Here is a 17,240-nt window from a genome sequence, read left to right as displayed (position 1 = left end):
TTCCCCAGCTTGCTCGTCGCACCCTGTGTGCGACTCGCAGGTGTCAACTTGTGCGCCATCGCGGGCGCTGTAAGAAGGGGGCCATGCAGCCTCCCCACCACATCAGGATCGGCACGCCGGGTAAGCCCAAGGTGGTCTTCGGCCACGGATGGGGCCGGTCGCACCGCGATTTCATTCCCGTTGCCGAGGCACTTGCCCCGTCGATCGATGCCTACCTGTTCGATCTTCCCGGCCACGGCAAGTCCGAGCGGCCCGAAGATGCATGGGGAACGGTGGAATACGCCGAATACATGGCACGGTACATCGTGGGCGACCTCGGCATTTCGAAGTGCGTGTGGGTCGGCCACAGCTTCGGCGGGCGCCTGGGGCTACGCCTTGGCGTACAGTCGCCCGGCATGCTCGATCACCTCGTCATCGTGGCGGGCGCGGGCGTTCCGCGCGACGTGACCACGAAGGAACGGTGGAAGCGCAAGTGGAACGGCCGCAAGTTCCAGAAACTGAAGGCGCAGGCAAAGACCGAGGATGACCTGATCGCGCTGGAAAAGAAATTCGGCAGTCCCGACTATGTCATGAGCCGCGAGACCGGTATGCGCGACATCTTCGTCGCCACGATCTCCGAGGACCAGAGCGCGGACCTGCCCCGCATCCCGACCGAAACGACGCTGATCTACGGCAGCGCCGATACTGAAACACCGCCGGAAATCGGCAAGAAGATCGCCGCGCTCGTACCCAACAGCACTTATGTCGAGTGCCCGCATTACGACCACATCTCGATCCTTGATCGCGGGCGGCACCAGATCGCGCTTGCCATCAAGGAAGCCGTGACGGTTCCGGGAGAGGTCGCATGAGCGAACTGATGCTGCCGATCGCCCTTTTTGCGATGATTTTCTCTCTCGGCGCGCTGGCGTGGGTGCGGCTGCATACGCTGCTGACCTATTTCCAGCAGGAAGAATACAACGGTTCGCGCTTCCTGGGCGCGGTGAGGCGGGTGCGGCTTTATGACGTACGCGCCAGTCTCGTGCTGTTGGCGCTGCTGATCGCGACGATCGTGATCACGCAGGCTGCGCTTGGCAGGGGTCTGCTCTTCACGGCCATCGTCGCCGCGGCCGCGGTGATCGGTTGGATCGCGTGGAAGGAAAGCCGCTACAGTTACAAGAAACCGCTGGTCCTCACCGAACGCGTGCGCCGCATCCGGAAGCTGGCGGCGGTGTTCGCAGGTGTGCTGGTGCTGCTTGCGCTGATCGGCATCATCTGGGCGATCATCGGGCTGCAATTGCTGCCCTTCACGCTGATCCTGGCGAACCGCATCCTTACCCCGGCGCAGGAACGGATCAACGAAGGCTATATCGACGAGGCGCGCACGAAGCTCGCCCGCCTCAACCCCAAGCGTATCGGCATTACCGGCAGCTTCGGCAAAACGACGACGAAGCACATCTTCGCCGAGGTTCTCGCCGTGTCAGGGCCGGTGTTCTATTCGCGCGGATCGATCAACACGGTGCTGGGCCTGACGCGCCACATCCGCGAACGGCTGCAGTGGAGCCACCGCTATTTCATCGCCGAGATGGGTGCCTACGGCATCGGGTCGATCCACCGCCTGTGCAACTTCGTGAAGCCCGACTTCGGCATCGTCACGGCCATCGGCGACGCGCATACCGAACGGTTCGGATCGGTCGACAACATCGCGAAGGCCAAGTCCGAACTGGTCGAGGACGTGTGCGAAAACGGCGGCACCGCGATCGTTTCGACGCAAGTGCTGGACTACGAACCGTTCCGGGTCCTGCGCGCCGACTATCCGGGCAAGGTGATCTCTGTCGGGCCGGAAGAAACCGCCGACATCCGCATCGTCAGCGCCGCGCTGGTCGAGGCGGACTGGAAGATCGTGCTGGAAGACCGGCGCGAGGGTGCGGATGGCGCGACGCTCGAATACGAACTGCCGCTGCTGGGCGAACACAATGTCACGAACTCGGCGCTGGCCGTGGCAGCGGCGTGGATCATCGACCCCACGATCGCGACGCGAATTCCGCTCGTCACGCCCGATGTCGAACAGGTCCCGCACCGCCTGCAAAAGCGCGAGAGCCCCGGCCAGTCGCTGGTGCTGGACGATGCCTACAACGCGAACGAGGCAGGCTTCCGCAACGCGGTCGCGGTCGCATCGGAACTGGCGAAGCAGCGCGGCGGACGCTCGATCCTCGTCACCCCCGGCATTGCCGAACTGGGGATCGAACATGACCGCGTTCACGCAAGCCTCGGCGAATATACCGCCAGCCTTGCCGACGTCGTCTATGCCGTGAACCCGTCGCGCATCGGCACCTTCACCTCCTCGCTATCCGCGAACGGCAAGACCGCGATCGAGGTCGCCAGTTTCGCCGATGCGCGCGAGGCGCTGAAGGTCGAGGCAAAGCCCGAAGACGTCGTGCTTTACGAAAACGACCTGCCCGATCTTCTCGAAGAGCGCCGCCTGCTCTGACCCCCATTTGCCAAGCCTGCAATTGATGTGCATGTTGAGCTCAGGCCGTCCCCCGATCTTCCGGGGGGAAGCAGGGACGGTTCAGGGTCGCGCCGCCGGGTCATTGGCCCGGTCACTGGGGATAAACTATATGATCTGGAAGACCATTCGTGCGGCCACGCTGGCCGCCGCGACAGCGTGCGTATTCACCGTCGCACCGCCTGCTGCCGCGCAGGAAAGCCTCGACGACCTGCCGATCCTGACCGAGTATCACTTCGCACCCGGCAGATACATGGACGTTGTAAAACAGATGGCGCAGATGGACCAGATCCGTGCCGAGGCGCAGCTTCCGCCCCTACAGTACTTCTGGCACGTCCAGGGCGATGCGTGGAACCTGATGGTCCTCTCTCAGCCAGCGAAGGAAGGCGACCGGGACAAGTTCATCGCCGCCCGCAAAAAGCTCGGCATCGAACCGCAGCGCGGTGCGATGATGGCGATGATCGCCAGCCATATCGACACCATCGTCATGACGGAAACGGCGGCCGAAAGGCTGGCCGCTATGGAGGCGGACGACTGACCCGATGAAGCGAGGGGGTGGGCCGATTGGCCCGTCCCCTCAATCGGACCCGGCCACCGCGCGGCGATAGAGATGCCATGTCGCGTGGCCCAGAACCGGCAGCACGATCAGCAGACCCAGAAACGCCGGCAACATCGCGGCAAACAGCAGGACCGCGATCAGCACCGCCCATGCCAGCATGACGAAGGTGTTGGACCGCACGACACCAAGGCTGACGATGATCGCGGTCAGGAAATCGACTTCGCGGTCGACCAGCATCGGCAGGCTGCAGACCGTGATGGCATAGAACGCCAGCGCCATGACCGCGCCGACTAGGCTGCCCACGGCCAGCATCATCATGCCAGCAGGTGTCGCGAACAGCGCCAGCGATTCGCCGCCGATGCCCGATTCCGACAGGAACACCGCGAAAATGCCGTGGGCGACCATCAGCCAGAACCCGAAGGCGACGAAAACGATCACGCCCATCGAGAGGATCTGTTCGTCACCCCTGCCCCGAAGCGCGCCCAGCACCGCTCCCCACGACAGCGGCTCGCCCGCCTCGCGCCTGCGGCTCACTTCATAAAGGCCAACCGCGACGAAGGGCGCGAGCAGCGGAAAGCCCGCCGCCGCCGGGATCAGCCATGCAACCGCGTCCCATTCCATCAGCGCATAGGCAAGGAACAGCCCTGCCCCCACGTAAGTCGCAGCGAAGAACAGCCCATATGCGGGACTGGCGACAAAATCCCGCCACCCTGCGGCCAGAGCCGCGCCCAAGTCTGCAATCGTCAGGTTGTCGGCAACCGCCACCGGCGCAATCTGCGCATGCCCCGTCCGGCTTTCCGTCGTCATGACACCTCTCCCGCAAAGCGCCCTATTCGCAAGCAAGGGTGCATCAGGATCGGCGGCCCTTCAAGCCCGCGACGTTACTGGCACTTCGTGACCCAGTAGGCGGGCGTCCCAGGCCCTGGAGGTTCCATGTACTTTTCGCAGTGCTTGCCGATCGATCCAATCCACGGCGCGTCGGCGCGGCGGGCCTGTTCGGCGCGGTCGGCCGCGGCGCGCTGCGCCCAACGGCTGCCTTCCTGCGCGGTATAGTTCTTCACCCGCAGACGACGGCGATACTCGGCATCGACCAGCCGCGTCGCCGGCGGATTGTATTGCCAGTAACGATGCTCAACCATCGCCATGATCGCCGCCTCGCTGAACTTGATAAGCCCCTTCGCGCCGGTTTCGACAACCATCTGCCCCAGCAGTTCGCCCATCGCATTTTCCTCGAACGGGTTCTTCCCGTTGGGCAGCGTGTAGACGATGAAATCCGCCACCGAACGGTAATCTCCGTTGCGGGCCAGGTGATCGCGCAAATATTCCGCCGTGATGACCTTCGGCGGGCCGGACTGGGTCGGCGCAGGCGCAGGTGTTTGCGCCTTTTCGAGGTAGATCGCATTGCACTCGTCCGCCGCGCCTTCGACGTAGGAGAAGAACGCGTCCTGCCCGCTGGTGTCGCGATATTCGTGCCACGTCCGCTTCAACTCGGCGATCACCTCTTCATCGGTGAACGTCGACTGGCGCAGCCGCGCTTCGTAGTCGATGGCGATGGTGTCGGGGTCGACGGCATAGGGAATGCCCGTCGCCTCGGTCATCAGTTCCATCGCCATGTTGCATTCGAGCACGGTTACGAGCGTCGCCAGCTCCTCGTCCCTGTCGGACGCGGCCAGCGGCTGTGCGAGCAGGAGAGCTGCCAGCGCGGCCCCCGTTGTGGCGCGGCATCGCATGGCGCGGTTACAGCTGCTGGTCGCAGTCCTGCGCGCGGGCGATCATGCGCTTGTACGTCCAGTCCGCGCCCATCTTCTTGGCGCTGCGTTCGTACTTGGCCTTTGCCTGCTGAAGGAAGGGCAGCGGGTCGATACCGGCCTTCTCGCTCACTTGCGCGAGGACCGACTGCCAATCCTCGCTACCGTGGCGAAGGCCGCCTTCATCAACGCCGACCGTGTGCACGACATAGGCGCATTCGGACACAAACTCGACCAGCTTCTCCGGCTTCATCTCTTCTTCTGCCTGCGCCGCACACGGCATGGCGGCGAGCGAAATGGCGACGGCTGCGCCGATAAACTTGTTCATTGCGGATCCCCCCCGGTCTGTCAGCGGGTCGCGGCAAAAGTCCCGTTCTGCCTCATGCGACCTGCACGTAAAACTTGGCGAGCATGAGAGCCGCGAGGGTTGTTCCGATCAAGTTACAAACCCCGCAATTTTTTGATCAGGCATTACAAACCGGGTCGATTTCGAGCCAATCCCACCGTTCGCGATAACTTTGCGCCTTCTTCGCGAAGAGGACTGGCTTGTAGTTCACCGGATTGGGCCGCAGCAGGCCTCGTGCCGTTTCTTCGAGGCCATAAGGCGCGAACAGTTCGCCTGTCGCGACATCGATGCCGATGCAGGTGCACGGGATGAGGTAGCGTTCGATCGCCTCTCTCGACGAGCCCAGCGGCGGATATTCGCCGCCGAAACGGTCGGCATACCAGAGGTGCACGCGCGCCTGGTTGCGGACCTCGACGGTCACGCCAAGATCGGCGGTCGCGGCGTCGATCAGCCGGATCACCTCGTCCTCTGCCTCGTAGCTGAGGTCGGCTTCGTCGTAATAGAAGACGTCGTAGTCGTTGATGCCCCACTGCGCTTCGCGGCCCGACTTCAGATTCCACACCGTCTGGAACAGGCATCCCGCTGTCAGGTAGCATTCGGGCAGGCCAAACGCGGGCAAGCGGTCCAGCAGCGCGCGGTTCACCGGGTTCTGCAGGGCAAGGTCGAGGAACTTCTGCGGGCTCACGTCGCGTCGCTCAGATCCCGGCCCACCACTGGTATCCGGCGCGGTCTTCCCAGAAACCGCCCTTGCCGCCCGCAATCGTACGGAAATCCTCGATTACCTCGATGCCGGTCACGTACTTCGCGTGCTTGTAGCCCAGCTGTCGCTCCACCCGCAGGCGCAACGGCGCGCCGTGGCGTTCAGGCAGGGGCTGACCGTTCATGCGCCATGCCATGATCGTCTGCGGGTGCATCGCCTCGATCATATCGATAGATTCGTAATAGGGTGTGTCGCCGAAACTGTCGGCACAGCGGAACAGCACGTAACGCGCCCTGTCGCTGATCCGCGCCAGCCGCAGCAGGTGCGACAGAGGCGTGCCGGTCCACTGGCCGATCGCGCTCCACCCCTCGACGCAGTCGTGCCGCGTGATCTGGGTGCGGGCGGGCATCTGCTGAAGATCGGCGATGGAGAGCGACAGCGGCCTTGCCACCATGCCGCCTACGGTCAGTCGCCAGTCGGCAAAGCCGTTCGCCAGGTGCCGCCGGTATTCGGGCGTATCGACCGTGCGAGATCCGTTGGCGCGAAAATCGGGGCTGCGCTCTTCAGGCGCATATTCACGGGCGAGCGCATTGCGGTCCGTCACCAGCCGCTGCGCATCGCGGGTGAACAGGTCGAGCGAGGAGGCCAGCCCGTCAGCCGGTTCGGTTTCCAGTATCTTCTGGCACCCGCCCAGCGCGATCCCCGCGCCCAGCCCCGCGATCAGCTTGCGCCGTCCGATGATCATGGCGTGTCTCCCTTTTCAGGCGGCAGGCGGAAGCGGCCCGTAATCATCGACCGGATCTCGTTTACCGGCCCTGCGATCACCACCATGAGAAGGTGGAGGACGATGAAGGCGACGAGCAGGAACGCGGCAATGAAGTGGACCGATCGCGCCGACTGCCGTCCGCCGAACAGGTCGAGTATCCAGCCCCAGCTGGCGTTCATCATCGGGCTCATTCCCAATCCCGTCAGGACAATTACCGGCAGGATCACGAAGAGGACCGACAGGTAGGCCAGCTTCTGCAGCGGATTGTACCGCGCCGCCGCCTCACCGCGCGGCAGACGCAGACGGGCGTGGTCCTTGATATCGTGCCACAAGTGGCGCGGGGCGATTTCTTTCCGGCTGGGCAGAAGATCGCGCCAGACGTGGCGGTTTGCCAATGACCACAGCAAGTAAAGCACGCCTGCAATCACCAGCAGCCACGCGCCGAGGAAATGATACTTCCTCCCTGAAGAGAGGCTGTAATGCGACGGCAGCGTCATCCAGTGCGGAAAGGCCCGCGTCTGCGTGCGCCCGTCTTTTTCCCAGACGCCCAGCACGCCCGTCGTCTCCACCTCGACCGACCCGACGCGCAAGACCCCCTCACCCCCGCGCGTTGCGTAGATGTGCAACCACGGCTGGTCCGGGTTCGCTCCATATTGCCCCCAGTATAGCCGGGGGTGGGCGTTGAAGATCGTCATCCCGCTCATCAGCAGGGTGAAGACGGCGACGACGTTAAGCCAGTGCCACGCCCGCGTGGAGACGCGGTGGCGCCTCACCACACGGGGCGGAGTTGCATTATCCGGCGATGATCTCGAGGCGGTAATCGGCAGTCTCCTCGCGCCGGGCGGCGCTGCGCATCATGTAGACCCTTATGCGGTAGTCCCCTGCCAATTCGGTCATACCTTCGTATTGGTTACCCTCGGTCGAACCGATGAAGAAGGCAACGTCTTCCTCGCCCGGTGCGATGAGGTTGAAATATGTCGCGGTGTGCTGGGTCGCCATGGAGACGTTGAGCGGCTGTCCTGCAGCCAGCTTCACCACGTAATCGACCGATTCGTAGCCGGTGATCGAATCCTCGACGGTGATCGCATTTTCGCCGGCGGCGAATTCCACCCGCTCGATCGGGATATCGGCGACCTGCTTGGCCGGGACATAGTCGGCATCGACTGTTTCGGCGGGCTCAGGCTCGCTGGCTTCCGCCGTTTCGACCGGCGTCTCGACCTCTGCCGCCGGTTCCTCGGCAGAGCCACAGGCAGAAAGAGCAAACGCACTGCAGGCAGTGAACAGGGCAAGGTAACGCATGATATACCCCCTTCCATCATGGCCGGCGGGGCACCATGCCCGGGCGGCGTCGAATTGCACACTGCACGACCACCGTGACAGCCGCAAGGCATCCCAAAGTCGCCCCGAAAGCCGTCAATCTACGCAATTCGAGCGCCGTTTGCGCATTATTTTCCCTGTAGAGGGGGGACGAAACGTTAAGCGTACCCGCGTTATGAAGGGGCATGACCGCACGCCATGATCCTCGCTCCCGGGTCAGCATACCCGCCGGATACCGGACCGACGACGGTGCCGAGTTCGAGACCTCGGTCATCGATATTTCCGAAATGGGCTGCCGCTTGCGTAACGGCGTCGAACTTCTGGCTCCCGGCAAGGGCCTGTCGATCGCGATCGGCAACCTTGCCCCCGTTTCGGCACAGGTCCGCTGGCAATACGGTTCGTTCTGCGGCTTGGCGTTCACCCGCCCGCTGCACAGCGCCTTGCTAGAACATCTTGAGCATGCCCATGCCCGCGGCGCGCTGAACCCTGATCCGGAACCGCGGCTTAGTTAACCCGCGTCGGACCGTCCACCTTCATCCGCATCGTTGAACACCGTCGCCCGCGTCTGCGGTGCCGGTTCGCCCTGTTCGCGCAGGATCGCAAAAGCGCGCGCGGCGACGTCCGACAGGTCGGCCTCGTCACCCGCAACCGCCGCCTTCATGCGCGGATCCCAGAACTGCGCGATGTGATCGGCCGTCGCGGCCGCGGCGGCATCATGGTCGAGCGCGCAGAAATTGCGCGCGATCTGGTTCGCCATGTAGATCAGGCGCCGATGCGTATCAGAGACGTAAGTGTCGCTCATTCCGCCGGCTCCCCCTCAGCCTCATGGCTGATGCGGCGGGAGCGTTCGGCAAGATCGGCATAGTCTTCCTGCCAGTCGGTCGGTCCGTTGGAGGCCGAGACCTGCACTGCCGTCACCTTGTATTCGGGACAGTTCGTGGCCCAGTCGGAGAAGTCCGTCGTCACGACGTTCGCCTGCGTTTCGGGGTGGTGGAACGTTGTATAGACCACCCCCGGCGCAACACGATCTGTCACCTTGATGCGCAGGGTCGTCTCGCCCTTGCGGCTGGCAAGGCGCACCCAGTCGCCATCGTTCAGCCCGCGGTTCTCGGCGTCGGTGGGGTGCATTTCCAGCAGGTCTTCGGGGTGCCACGCCGTATTTGCCGTGCGCCGCGTCTGCGCGCCGACGTTGTACTGCGACAGGATGCGCCCCGTCGTCAGCAGCAGCGGAAAGCGCGGGCCGGCCTTTTCATCGGTCGGCACATATTCGGTGACGACGAAGTGTCCCTTGCCCCTCACGAAACCATCGACGTGCATGACAGGCGCGCCATCGGGATTGGCCTCGTTCACCGGCCATTGCAGCGAACCTTCCTCGCACAAACGTTCCCACGTCACGCCCGCGAAAGTCGGCGTCAGGCGCGCGATCTCGGTCAGTATTTCGCTCGGGTGGCCATAGTCCCAGCCCAGCCCCATCGCGTTCGCCAGAAGCTGCGTGACCTGCCAGTCCTCGTATCCGTTCGCCGGGTCCATCACGCGGCGGACCGGCTGGATACGGCGTTCGGCATTGGTGAAAGTGCCGTCCTTTTCTAGGAACGTGCTGCCCGGCAGGAAGACGTGGGCGTAGTTCGCGGTCTCGTTCAGGAAGAGATCGTGGACGATGACGCAGTCCATCGCCTCCAGCCCCGCCGCGACGTGCTTCGTATCGGGGTCCGACTGCAGGATATCCTCGCCCTGGATGTAGATCGCGCGGAACGTGCCGTCGACCGCGGCGTCGAGCATGTTGTTGATGCGCAGCCCCGGCTCTGCATCCAGCGTGACGCCCCAGTCGCTTTCGAACAGGGCGCGGGTTTCGGCGTCGGAGATATGGCGATAGCCCGAAAGCTCGTGCGGGAAGGAGCCCATATCGCAGGCGCCCTGCACGTTGTTCTGCCCGCGCAAGGGGTTCACGCCGACGCCGGGGCGTCCGATATTGCCGGTCGCCATGGCGAGGTTCGCGATGGCCATGACAGTGCTCGACCCTTGCGAGTGTTCGGTGACGCCAAGGCCGTAATAGATTGCGCCGTTACCGCCCGTCGCAAATAGCCGCGCGGCGGCGCGCAGTTCTTCGGCGGGGACGCGGGTGACAGGCTCCAGCCTTTCAGGGCTGTGGCTCTCGTCGGCGACAAAACGGGCCCAGTCCTCGAAGGCGTCGACTTCGCAGCGCTCGGCCACGAACTGCGTATCGACCAGCCCCTCGGTCACGATCACGTGAGCCATCGCGGTCAGGACCGCGACATTGGTGCCGGGTTGCAGCGGCAAGTGGTGCGCAGCCTCGATATGGGGCGAGCGGACGAGATCGATCCGGCGCGGGTCGATGACGATCAGTTTCGCCCCTTCCCGCAAGCGGCGCTTCATGCGGCTGGCGAAAACGGGGTGCGCGTCGGTCGGGTTCGCGCCGATGACGAGGATGACGTCGCTGTGCTCAACGCTGTCGAAATCCTGCGTGCCAGCGCTGGTACCGAAGGTGGTCTTCAGCCCGTAACCCGTCGGCGAGTGGCAGACGCGGGCGCATGTATCGACGTTGTTCGATCCGAACCCGCCGCGCACCAGCTTCTGGACGAGGAACGTTTCCTCGTTCGTACAACGGCTGGAGGTGATACCGCCCAGCGCCCTTGCGCCATGCTGCGCGCGAATGTCCTTCAACCGTCCGGCAGTATAGCTGATTGCCTCGGCCCAGCTGACCTCGCGCCATGGCTCGTCGATGGAATCGCGGATCATCGGCGAGGTGATCCGGTCCTTGTGGTTCGCATAGCCCCAGGCAAAACGGCCCTTCACGCAGGAATGTCCGCGGTTCGCCTTGCCTTCCTTCCACGGGACCATGCGGACCAGTTGCTCGCCGCGCATCTCGGCACGGAAGGTGCAGCCGACGCCGCAATAGGCACAAGTCGTGACGACCGAGCGTTCGGGCTTGCCGTGCTGCTTCACGCTCTTTTCCATGAGCGCGGATGTCGGGCAGGCCTGCACGCAGGCGCCGCATGACACGCACTCGCTGGACAGGAAATCGTCCTTGGCCGTGCCCGCGCTGATCTTGCTGTCGAACCCGCGCGCCTCGACGGTCAGCGCAAGCGTGCCCTGCACCTCGTCACAGGCACGGACACAGCGTGAGCAAACGATGCACTTGTCCGGCGCGAAGAGGAAATAGGGGTTCGACAGGTCCGGTACCTGCCCCAGGTGATGCGCGCCGTCATAGCCATAACGCACATCGCGCAGGCCCACTTCGGCAGCCGCGTCCTGAAGCTCGCAGTCGTTGTTCGCGCTGCACGTCAGGCAATCGAGCGGGTGGTCGGAGATATAGAGCTCCATCACCCCGCGCCGCAGCTTTTCCAGCCGCGGGGTCTGTGTCTTCACGACCATGCCCTCGGTTACGGGCGTCGTGCAGGACGCAGGCGTGCCGCGCATGCCTTCCACCTCGACAAGGCAGAGGCGGCAGGAGCCGAAGCTCTTCACCATGTCGGTCGCGCACAGTTTCGGGATGTCGCCGCCGATTTCGGCCGCTGCGCGCATGACGCTGGTGCCTTCGGGGACGGTGACTTCGCGCCCGTCGATGGAGAGCGTGACGGTGTGGTCGCTGCGGACTTCAGGCGTGCCGAAATCGGGCTGTTTCGCGTATCCCATCAGGCTTCTCCCTCAAGTGCCAGAACGCCTTGCGGATCGCCGAAGACAAGCGCGGAATCGCGCCGGGCCAGCGCGACGAGCGCAAGACCCGCCTGCGCCGCGCGGTCGACGGCAAGGCTGGTCGGCGCGGATATGGTGACGAGCAGCGGGCAGCCGGCACGCACCGTCTTTTCGACAAGTTCGAAGCTGCAACGCGCCGACAGCAGTATGAACCCCGCGCCCGCATCGCGCCCTTCGCGCGCCATTGCGCCGATTAGCTTGTCGAGCGCATTGTGACGCCCGACATCCTCTGCGGCGAGCACGATGGAACCGTCCGCCGCGCAAAACGCGGCGACGTGCATGGCGCCGGTGCGCAGGCCCATCGGCTGGTGATGGTGCAGGCGTCGCAGCGCGTCGGCGATAGCCTCGCGGGTCGTTTCGATCTTCGCGGTGATGCGCGGCATCGGGCGCAGGACTTCGGCGATGTTGTCCATGCCGCAAAGCCCGCAGCTCGATTCCGAAACGCGGGTGCGCGCACGGGCGATAACCGGCTCCATCGCCTCTGGCGGAAGCGCGACGCGCACGATCCAGCCGTCCGCGGTTTCGTGAACGTCTATCGCCTCGATCTTCGATGCCGCGTCGACCAGCCCTTCGGACAGGGTGAACCCGCGCGCGAAATCCTGGAGCCTGTCGGGCGTCGCCATCATCACGGCATAGCCCAGACCGTTGTATTCGATGGCGACCGGCGTTTCGATGGCGAGCGGGCGGACAAGCTCGCCGTCGCCTTCCGCCTCAAGGCCCAGCCGCTGGACGCGGGCGAGTTCGGTGCCGTTCATGCCGGGACCGCCTGTTTGGTGAGCCCGAAATCCTCGGGCCAGTGGCGCAGCGCGGAGAGCACCGGATAGGGCGTAAACCCACCCAGCGCGCAGAGCGAGCCGAACTTCATCGTCTCGCACAGGTCTTCGAGCAAGGCGACCTGCTCTTCAAGGCTGCGCTGTGGTTGGCGCACGTTGTGCATCTGGGGCAATTTCTCGACCGCGTCGGCCTGACGCCCACCGGAAAGGATCCGCTCGATGATTTCCATGCCGCGCACCGATCCGATGCGGCAGGGCGTGCACTTGCCGCAGGATTCCGCCGCGCAGAACTTCATCGCGAAGCGGGCAAGCGCCGCCATGTCGGCGGTATCGTCGAACACCACGATGCCGCCGTGGCCGATCAGTGCATCGGCAGCGGAATAGGCCTCGTAATCGAAGGCGATGTCGAATTGATCGGGGTGGATATAGGCGCCCAGCGGTCCGCCAACCTGCACGGCCTTTACCGGCCTGCCCGAAGCGGTGCCCCCGCCAATGTCATAGACCAGTTCGCTCAAGGTCACGCCGAAGGCGGTTTCGTAGAGCCCGCCCTGTTTGACGTTGCCCGCGATCTGGATCGGCATCGTGCCCTTGGACCGGCCAATGCCGAGGTTCTCGTACCGCACCGCCCCGCCTTCGGTGAGGATATGCGGCACGGCGGCCAGCGTCAGGACATTGTTCACGACCGTAGGGCAGCCGAACAGACCCTGCAGCGCGGGCAGCGGCGGCTTGGCCCGCACTTCGCCGCGCTTGCCTTCAAGGCTGTTGAGCAGCGATGTTTCCTCACCGCAGACGTATGCGCCCGCACCGACGCGAACCTCGATGCGGAACGGGGCGATGCGCGGCGTGGCGAGCTCGATCGCCGCATTCAGTTTGGCGATGGCGTCGGGATATTCGCTGCGCAGGTAGACATAGCCCTGCCCTGCCCCGACGGCATAAGCGCAGATCGCCATGCCCTCGATCAGCGCGAAGGGATCGCCTTCCATGACCATGCGGTCGGCAAAGGTGCCGCTGTCGCCTTCGTCGGCGTTGCAGACGACGTACTTGCGCGCGCCTTCCGCCTTGGCCACCGTCTGCCACTTGATTCCGGCGGGAAAGCCCGCGCCGCCGCGACCGCGCAGGCCCGACTGGACCATCTCGGCCAGCACTTGCTCGCTGCCGATGGCGCGGGCACGGTCGAGCCCGGCCCAGCCGCCGGTGGCCGCGTAATCCTCAAGGCTGAGCGGACGGGTCCGCCCCGCCCGCGCGAAAGTCAGGCGCTGCTGGCTGGCGATGAAGGGATACGCAGCGACAGGACCGATGCAGAGATCATCCGCGCCGCCTTCGGCAATTTCGGCCACGCGGTCCGCCATTACCGGACCCCAGCCGACGCCGTTCACTTCGACCAGCGGTTCGAGCCAGTGCATGCCCCAGCTCGACACGCGCTCGACCGTCCAGCCCAGCTTTTCGAAAGCTGCGACGACCCTGTCCACCCCGCAAGCGCGAGCAACTGCGTCGTCTGAGATGCGGACCGTGGTCATGCGCGTTCCACCAGTTTGGTCAGTGCACCTTCGTCCAGCCGCGCGTGGAGATCGTCGCCGATCCGCGCATTGGGGCCGACGCTGCACAGGCCGAGGCAATAGACCGTCTCGACCCGCACTCTGTCGCCAGCCGCTGCGGCAACGGCAGGCATCATCGCCTCGATCCCGCGGGCCTGGCACGCTTCCGCACGGCAGACCTGCACGACGGGGCGCGGGTCGGGCTCTGCACGGAAATCGTGATAGAAGCTGACCACCCCGTGCACTTCGGCGCGGGTCAGGTTCAGCAAGTATGCGATGCGGGTTTCGGCAGCCGTGTCGATCGCCCCCAGTTCCGCCTGCACGTCATGCAGGATGGGAAGCAGCGGGCCTTCACGGTCCGCGTGGCGAGCGACGATTTGGTCGATCCGGTCCATGACGTCAGGCAGACTGAACCTGCTGCGTCCAGTCCGCAAGGTTGTAGTGGTTGGAAACCCGCGTGATCAGGCCGTTTTCGAACGCGAAGAACGCACCGACGCGCAGCCGATAGGTTTGCCCCGTGGCAGGCGGCAGACCCTCGTCCGTTTCCAGATAACGCCCTTCCAGCATGAACTCCGCCGCCCCGCGCGAGGGGTCTTCGCCGGTCAGGAACACCGGATCGATGACCTGCTCGGCATAGCAGCGGTTCATGTGGGCGAGGAATTCGCGGAAAGCCGGCTTGCCGTGTCGCGGATTGCCCTGGCTCGGTTCGTGCACGACATCATCGGCGAGCAGCGCCAGCATGCCTTCCGCATCCTGCCGGTTGAAGGCCGCGTAATAGGCGGCCAGCGTCTCGGTGACGGTCACGCCTTCAGCCTTTCAGCGTGCCACGCGACGTGTTCGGCCATGAAGGTCGAGATGAAGTAGTAGGAATGGTCATACCCTTCCTGCAGGCGGATCGTCGCCTTCATCCCTGCATCGTCGACCGCCTGTTCGAGCAGCGTGGTCTTGAGCTGTTCGGCAAGGAAGTTGTCCGACGTGCCCTGATCGACCAGCAGGTCGGGAAGGCGAGCACCATCGGCGATCAGCGCGCAGGCGTCGTATTCGCGCCATGCGGCCTGGTCCGCGCCGACGTAGCCGGTCAGCGCCTTTTCGCCCCACGGACAGTTCAGCGGGCTGACGATCGGAGCGAAGGCGCTGGTCGACTTGAACCGGCCTTCGTTACGCAGCGAAATCGTCAGCGCACCGTGCCCGCCCATCGAGTGTCCGGTGATGCCCTGCCGCGCCATGTCGACCGGGAAGTTTGCCGCGACAAGCTCGGGCAACTCGCTCTCGATGTAGGAGCGCATGTTGAAATGCTTCGCCCAGGGCTCTTCGGTCGCATCGACATAGAAGCCCGCGCCCTTGCCGAAGTCGTAAGCTTCGTCATCTGGCACGTCGTCACCGCGCGGGGACGTATCGGGCGCGACGAAAATAATGCCATGCTCGGCACAGGCGGCGCGGTATTCGCCCTTCTCGGTGACGTTCGCGTGGGTGCAGGTCAGGCCTGACAGATACCACAGCACCGGCAGTTTTTCGTCCGGCTCATGATCCGGCACGAAGACGGAGAAGGTCATTTCGGTCCCCGTGGCGGCAGAGGTGTGCTTGTACACCCCCTGCACGCCGCCGTGGGCCTTGTTCGTCGAAACTGTTTCGAAGGTCATTGTCATCCCATGACTTTTAGCGCGCACAGCTTGTTGCCGTCGGGATCGCGGACGTAGGCAAGGAACAGGTCGCCAACCATCTTGGTGCGCACGCTCGGCGGCTCCTCGATCCCGGTTCCGCCATTGGCGCAAGCGGTTTCATACCACTTGTGGCCCATTTCCTCGCTCTCGACCGTAAAGCCGATGGTCATGCCGTTGCCAGCGGTTGCCTCTTTTCCGTCGAGAGGTTCACCGACGATCAGCAGTGTGCCGTTGTGACTCCAGAAGTAGCGATTGCGTTCGGCATCGTACGACCCCGGCTCCGCGCCAAGAACGCCCATGATGGCGTCGTAGAACTGGCGTGATTTTTCGACATCGTTTGCGCCGAGGTGCACGTGGCTGAACATGATCGCTCTCCTTTGGTTTCTTCGATCTTCCGATAGGTAAACGTACCGACAGATCGAATACTACCAATACTTTAGAACACGACGACCGAGCGGATCGACTTGCCTTCGTGCATCAGATCGAAGGCGGTGTTGATCTCTTCCAGCCCCATGACGTGGGTGATCATCGGGTCGATCTCGATCTTGCCGGTCATGTACATGTCGACGATCTTGGGAACGTCGGTGCGGCCCTTGGCCCCGCCGAACGCCGTGCCGCGCCAGTTACGGCCCGTGACGAGCTGGAACGGGCGGGTGGAGATTTCCTTACCCGCTTCGGCCACGCCGATGATGATGCTCGTGCCCCAGCCGCGGTGGCATGCTTCCAGTGCGGTACGCATGACTTCGGTGTTGCCGGTGGCGTCGAAGGTGTAGTCCGCGCCGCCGTCGGTCATCAGCACGATCTTGGCGACGATGTCCTCGCGGCTCATGCCCTTGGTGTTGAGGAAGTCGGTCATGCCGAACTTGCGGCCCCATTCCTCACGGTCGGGGTTGATGTCGACGCCGATGATCTTGTTGGCCCCTGCCAGCCGCGCGCCCTGGATCACGTTGAGGCCGATACCGCCCAGGCCGAAGATCACGACGTTGTCGCCGACCTGCACCTTGGCGGTGTTGGTCACGGCACCAACGCCCGTCGTCACGCCGCAACCGACGTAGCAGGCCGACTGGAACGGTGCGTCCTCGCGGATCTTGGCGACCGCGATTTCGGGAAGGACAGTGAAGTTCGAGAAGGTCGAGCAGCCCATGTAATGGAAGATCGTCTCGCCCTTGTAGGAGAAGCGGCTGGTGCCGTCGGGCATCAGGCCCTGCCCCTGCGTGGCGCGGATCGCGGTGCACAGGTTCGTCTTGCCCGACAGGCACGACTTACACTGGCGACATTCGGGGGTGTAGAGCGGAATCACGTGATCGTCGGGCTTCACGCTCGTCACGCCGGGGCCGACTTCGCGCACGATGCCTGCGCCTTCGTGGCCGAGGATCGAGGGAAAGATGCCTTCGCTGTCGAACCCGTCCAGCGTGTAGGCGTCGGTATGGCAGATGCCGGTCGCCATGATCTCGACGAGGACTTCGCCTTCCTTCGGACCTTCGAGGTCGACTTCGACGATTTCGAGCGGTTTCTTAGCTTCGAAAGCGACGGCGGCGCGGGTTTTCATGGGTTTGCTCCTTCGAACGCGTGAATCTCTTGGATGCAGGTCTAGCAATCACACCCTGCGGTGATAAACAGCGATTTCGGCAAAGCA

The 17,240-nt window shown here is 64.1% G+C and carries 20 protein-coding genes; 4 read left to right on the top strand and 16 right to left on the bottom strand.

Annotated features, from left to right (window positions below):
- The first annotated feature begins 83 nt into the window (after nt 1–83).
- The 3 genes from KIH45_RS00900 to KIH45_RS00890 all read left to right on the top strand — a co-directional run bounded on the left by KIH45_RS00900 (nt 84) and on the right by KIH45_RS00890 (nt 3,023).
- Nucleotides 84–848, top strand: a complete 765-nt coding sequence (locus KIH45_RS00900; protein ID WP_213174134.1) for an alpha/beta fold hydrolase — start codon at nt 84–86, stop codon at nt 846–848.
- Nucleotides 845–2,467, top strand: coding sequence for a Mur ligase family protein (locus tag KIH45_RS00895; RefSeq protein ID WP_213174133.1), 1,623 nt, complete (start codon nt 845–847; stop codon nt 2,465–2,467). Before KIH45_RS00900 ends, KIH45_RS00895 begins: the two co-directional genes overlap by 4 nt.
- A 130-nt stretch (nt 2,468–2,597) precedes the next feature.
- Nucleotides 2,598–3,023 (top strand): hypothetical protein, encoded by a 426-nt coding sequence (locus KIH45_RS00890; protein ID WP_213174132.1) that lies wholly within the window; start codon nt 2,598–2,600, stop codon nt 3,021–3,023.
- 39 nt (nt 3,024–3,062) lie between these two features.
- Here KIH45_RS00890 and KIH45_RS00885 read toward each other — a convergent pair whose 3' ends face one another.
- From KIH45_RS00885 to KIH45_RS00855, 7 genes are all read right to left on the bottom strand, one after another.
- Nucleotides 3,063–3,851 (bottom strand): DUF2189 domain-containing protein, encoded by a 789-nt coding sequence (locus KIH45_RS00885; RefSeq protein WP_213174131.1) that lies wholly within the window; start codon nt 3,849–3,851, stop codon nt 3,063–3,065.
- Nucleotides 3,852–3,925: 74 nt separating this feature from the next.
- Nucleotides 3,926–4,774: a hypothetical protein gene (locus tag KIH45_RS00880; RefSeq protein WP_213174130.1), complete on the bottom strand. Its 849-nt coding sequence runs from the start codon at nt 4,772–4,774 to the stop codon at nt 3,926–3,928.
- Between the two features lie 7 nt (nt 4,775–4,781).
- A complete protein-coding gene (locus tag KIH45_RS00875) occupies nt 4,782–5,120 on the bottom strand; it encodes a hypothetical protein (protein WP_213174129.1) in 339 nt (112 codons plus the stop codon).
- A gap of 136 nt (nt 5,121–5,256) precedes the next feature.
- Nucleotides 5,257–5,823: a nucleotidyltransferase family protein gene (locus KIH45_RS00870; RefSeq protein WP_213174128.1), complete on the bottom strand. Its 567-nt coding sequence runs from the start codon at nt 5,821–5,823 to the stop codon at nt 5,257–5,259.
- Nucleotides 5,824–5,833: 10 nt separating this feature from the next.
- A complete protein-coding gene (locus tag KIH45_RS00865; protein WP_213174127.1) occupies nt 5,834–6,583 on the bottom strand; it encodes a molybdopterin-binding protein in 750 nt (249 codons plus the stop codon).
- Nucleotides 6,580–7,377, bottom strand: coding sequence for a cytochrome b/b6 domain-containing protein (locus KIH45_RS00860; protein ID WP_213174126.1), 798 nt, complete (start codon nt 7,375–7,377; stop codon nt 6,580–6,582). The genes KIH45_RS00865 and KIH45_RS00860 overlap by 4 nt, the downstream gene beginning before the upstream one ends.
- 19 nt (nt 7,378–7,396) lie before the next feature.
- The gene (locus KIH45_RS00855) at nt 7,397–7,903 is read right to left on the bottom strand and encodes a hypothetical protein (protein ID WP_213174125.1); all 507 of its coding nucleotides are present in this window, start codon (nt 7,901–7,903) and stop codon (nt 7,397–7,399) included.
- 203 nt (nt 7,904–8,106) lie between these two features.
- Between KIH45_RS00855 and KIH45_RS00850 the strand changes: the two genes are divergently transcribed.
- Entirely contained in the window at nt 8,107–8,433 is a 327-nt protein-coding gene (locus tag KIH45_RS00850) for a PilZ domain-containing protein (protein ID WP_213174124.1), read from the top strand.
- Here the strand turns inward: KIH45_RS00850 and KIH45_RS00845 are convergent.
- From KIH45_RS00845 to KIH45_RS00805, 9 genes are all read right to left on the bottom strand, one after another.
- Entirely contained in the window at nt 8,430–8,723 is a 294-nt protein-coding gene (locus KIH45_RS00845) for a formate dehydrogenase subunit delta (protein WP_213174123.1), read from the bottom strand. The two genes, KIH45_RS00850 and KIH45_RS00845, sit on opposite strands and share 4 nt — an antisense overlap.
- A complete protein-coding gene (gene fdhF, locus KIH45_RS00840; protein WP_213174122.1) occupies nt 8,720–11,575 on the bottom strand; it encodes a formate dehydrogenase subunit alpha in 2,856 nt (951 codons plus the stop codon). The genes KIH45_RS00845 and fdhF overlap by 4 nt, the downstream gene beginning before the upstream one ends.
- Nucleotides 11,575–12,390, bottom strand: a complete 816-nt coding sequence (gene fdhD / locus KIH45_RS00835; protein ID WP_213174121.1) for a formate dehydrogenase accessory sulfurtransferase FdhD — start codon at nt 12,388–12,390, stop codon at nt 11,575–11,577. The genes fdhF and fdhD overlap by 1 nt, the downstream gene beginning before the upstream one ends.
- Nucleotides 12,387–13,925, bottom strand: a complete 1,539-nt coding sequence (locus KIH45_RS00830; protein ID WP_213174120.1) for an NADH-ubiquinone oxidoreductase-F iron-sulfur binding region domain-containing protein — start codon at nt 13,923–13,925, stop codon at nt 12,387–12,389. The genes fdhD and KIH45_RS00830 overlap by 4 nt, the downstream gene beginning before the upstream one ends.
- The gene (locus KIH45_RS00825; protein ID WP_213174119.1) at nt 13,922–14,338 is read right to left on the bottom strand and encodes an NAD(P)H-dependent oxidoreductase subunit E; all 417 of its coding nucleotides are present in this window, start codon (nt 14,336–14,338) and stop codon (nt 13,922–13,924) included. The genes KIH45_RS00830 and KIH45_RS00825 overlap by 4 nt, the downstream gene beginning before the upstream one ends.
- Before the next feature lie 4 nt (nt 14,339–14,342).
- Nucleotides 14,343–14,747, bottom strand: coding sequence for a ketosteroid isomerase-related protein (locus KIH45_RS00820; RefSeq protein WP_213174118.1), 405 nt, complete (start codon nt 14,745–14,747; stop codon nt 14,343–14,345).
- On the bottom strand, nt 14,744–15,583 hold the full coding sequence (gene fghA, locus KIH45_RS00815) for an S-formylglutathione hydrolase (protein WP_213174117.1): 840 nt from the start codon (nt 15,581–15,583) through the stop codon (nt 14,744–14,746). The genes KIH45_RS00820 and fghA overlap by 4 nt, the downstream gene beginning before the upstream one ends.
- Before the next feature lie 2 nt (nt 15,584–15,585).
- Entirely contained in the window at nt 15,586–15,969 is a 384-nt protein-coding gene (locus KIH45_RS00810; protein WP_213174116.1) for a VOC family protein, read from the bottom strand.
- Nucleotides 15,970–16,040: 71 nt separating this feature from the next.
- Nucleotides 16,041–17,153, bottom strand: a complete 1,113-nt coding sequence (locus tag KIH45_RS00805; protein ID WP_213174115.1) for an S-(hydroxymethyl)glutathione dehydrogenase/class III alcohol dehydrogenase — start codon at nt 17,151–17,153, stop codon at nt 16,041–16,043.
- Nucleotides 17,154–17,240: the final 87 nt, after the last annotated feature.

The organism is Croceicoccus gelatinilyticus (assembly GCF_018398395.1).
GTDB classification, from domain to species: domain Bacteria; phylum Pseudomonadota; class Alphaproteobacteria; order Sphingomonadales; family Sphingomonadaceae; genus Croceicoccus; species Croceicoccus gelatinilyticus.
Note: the sequence above shows the minus strand (reverse complement) of the source record. Positions and strands in the feature narration are given on the sequence as shown.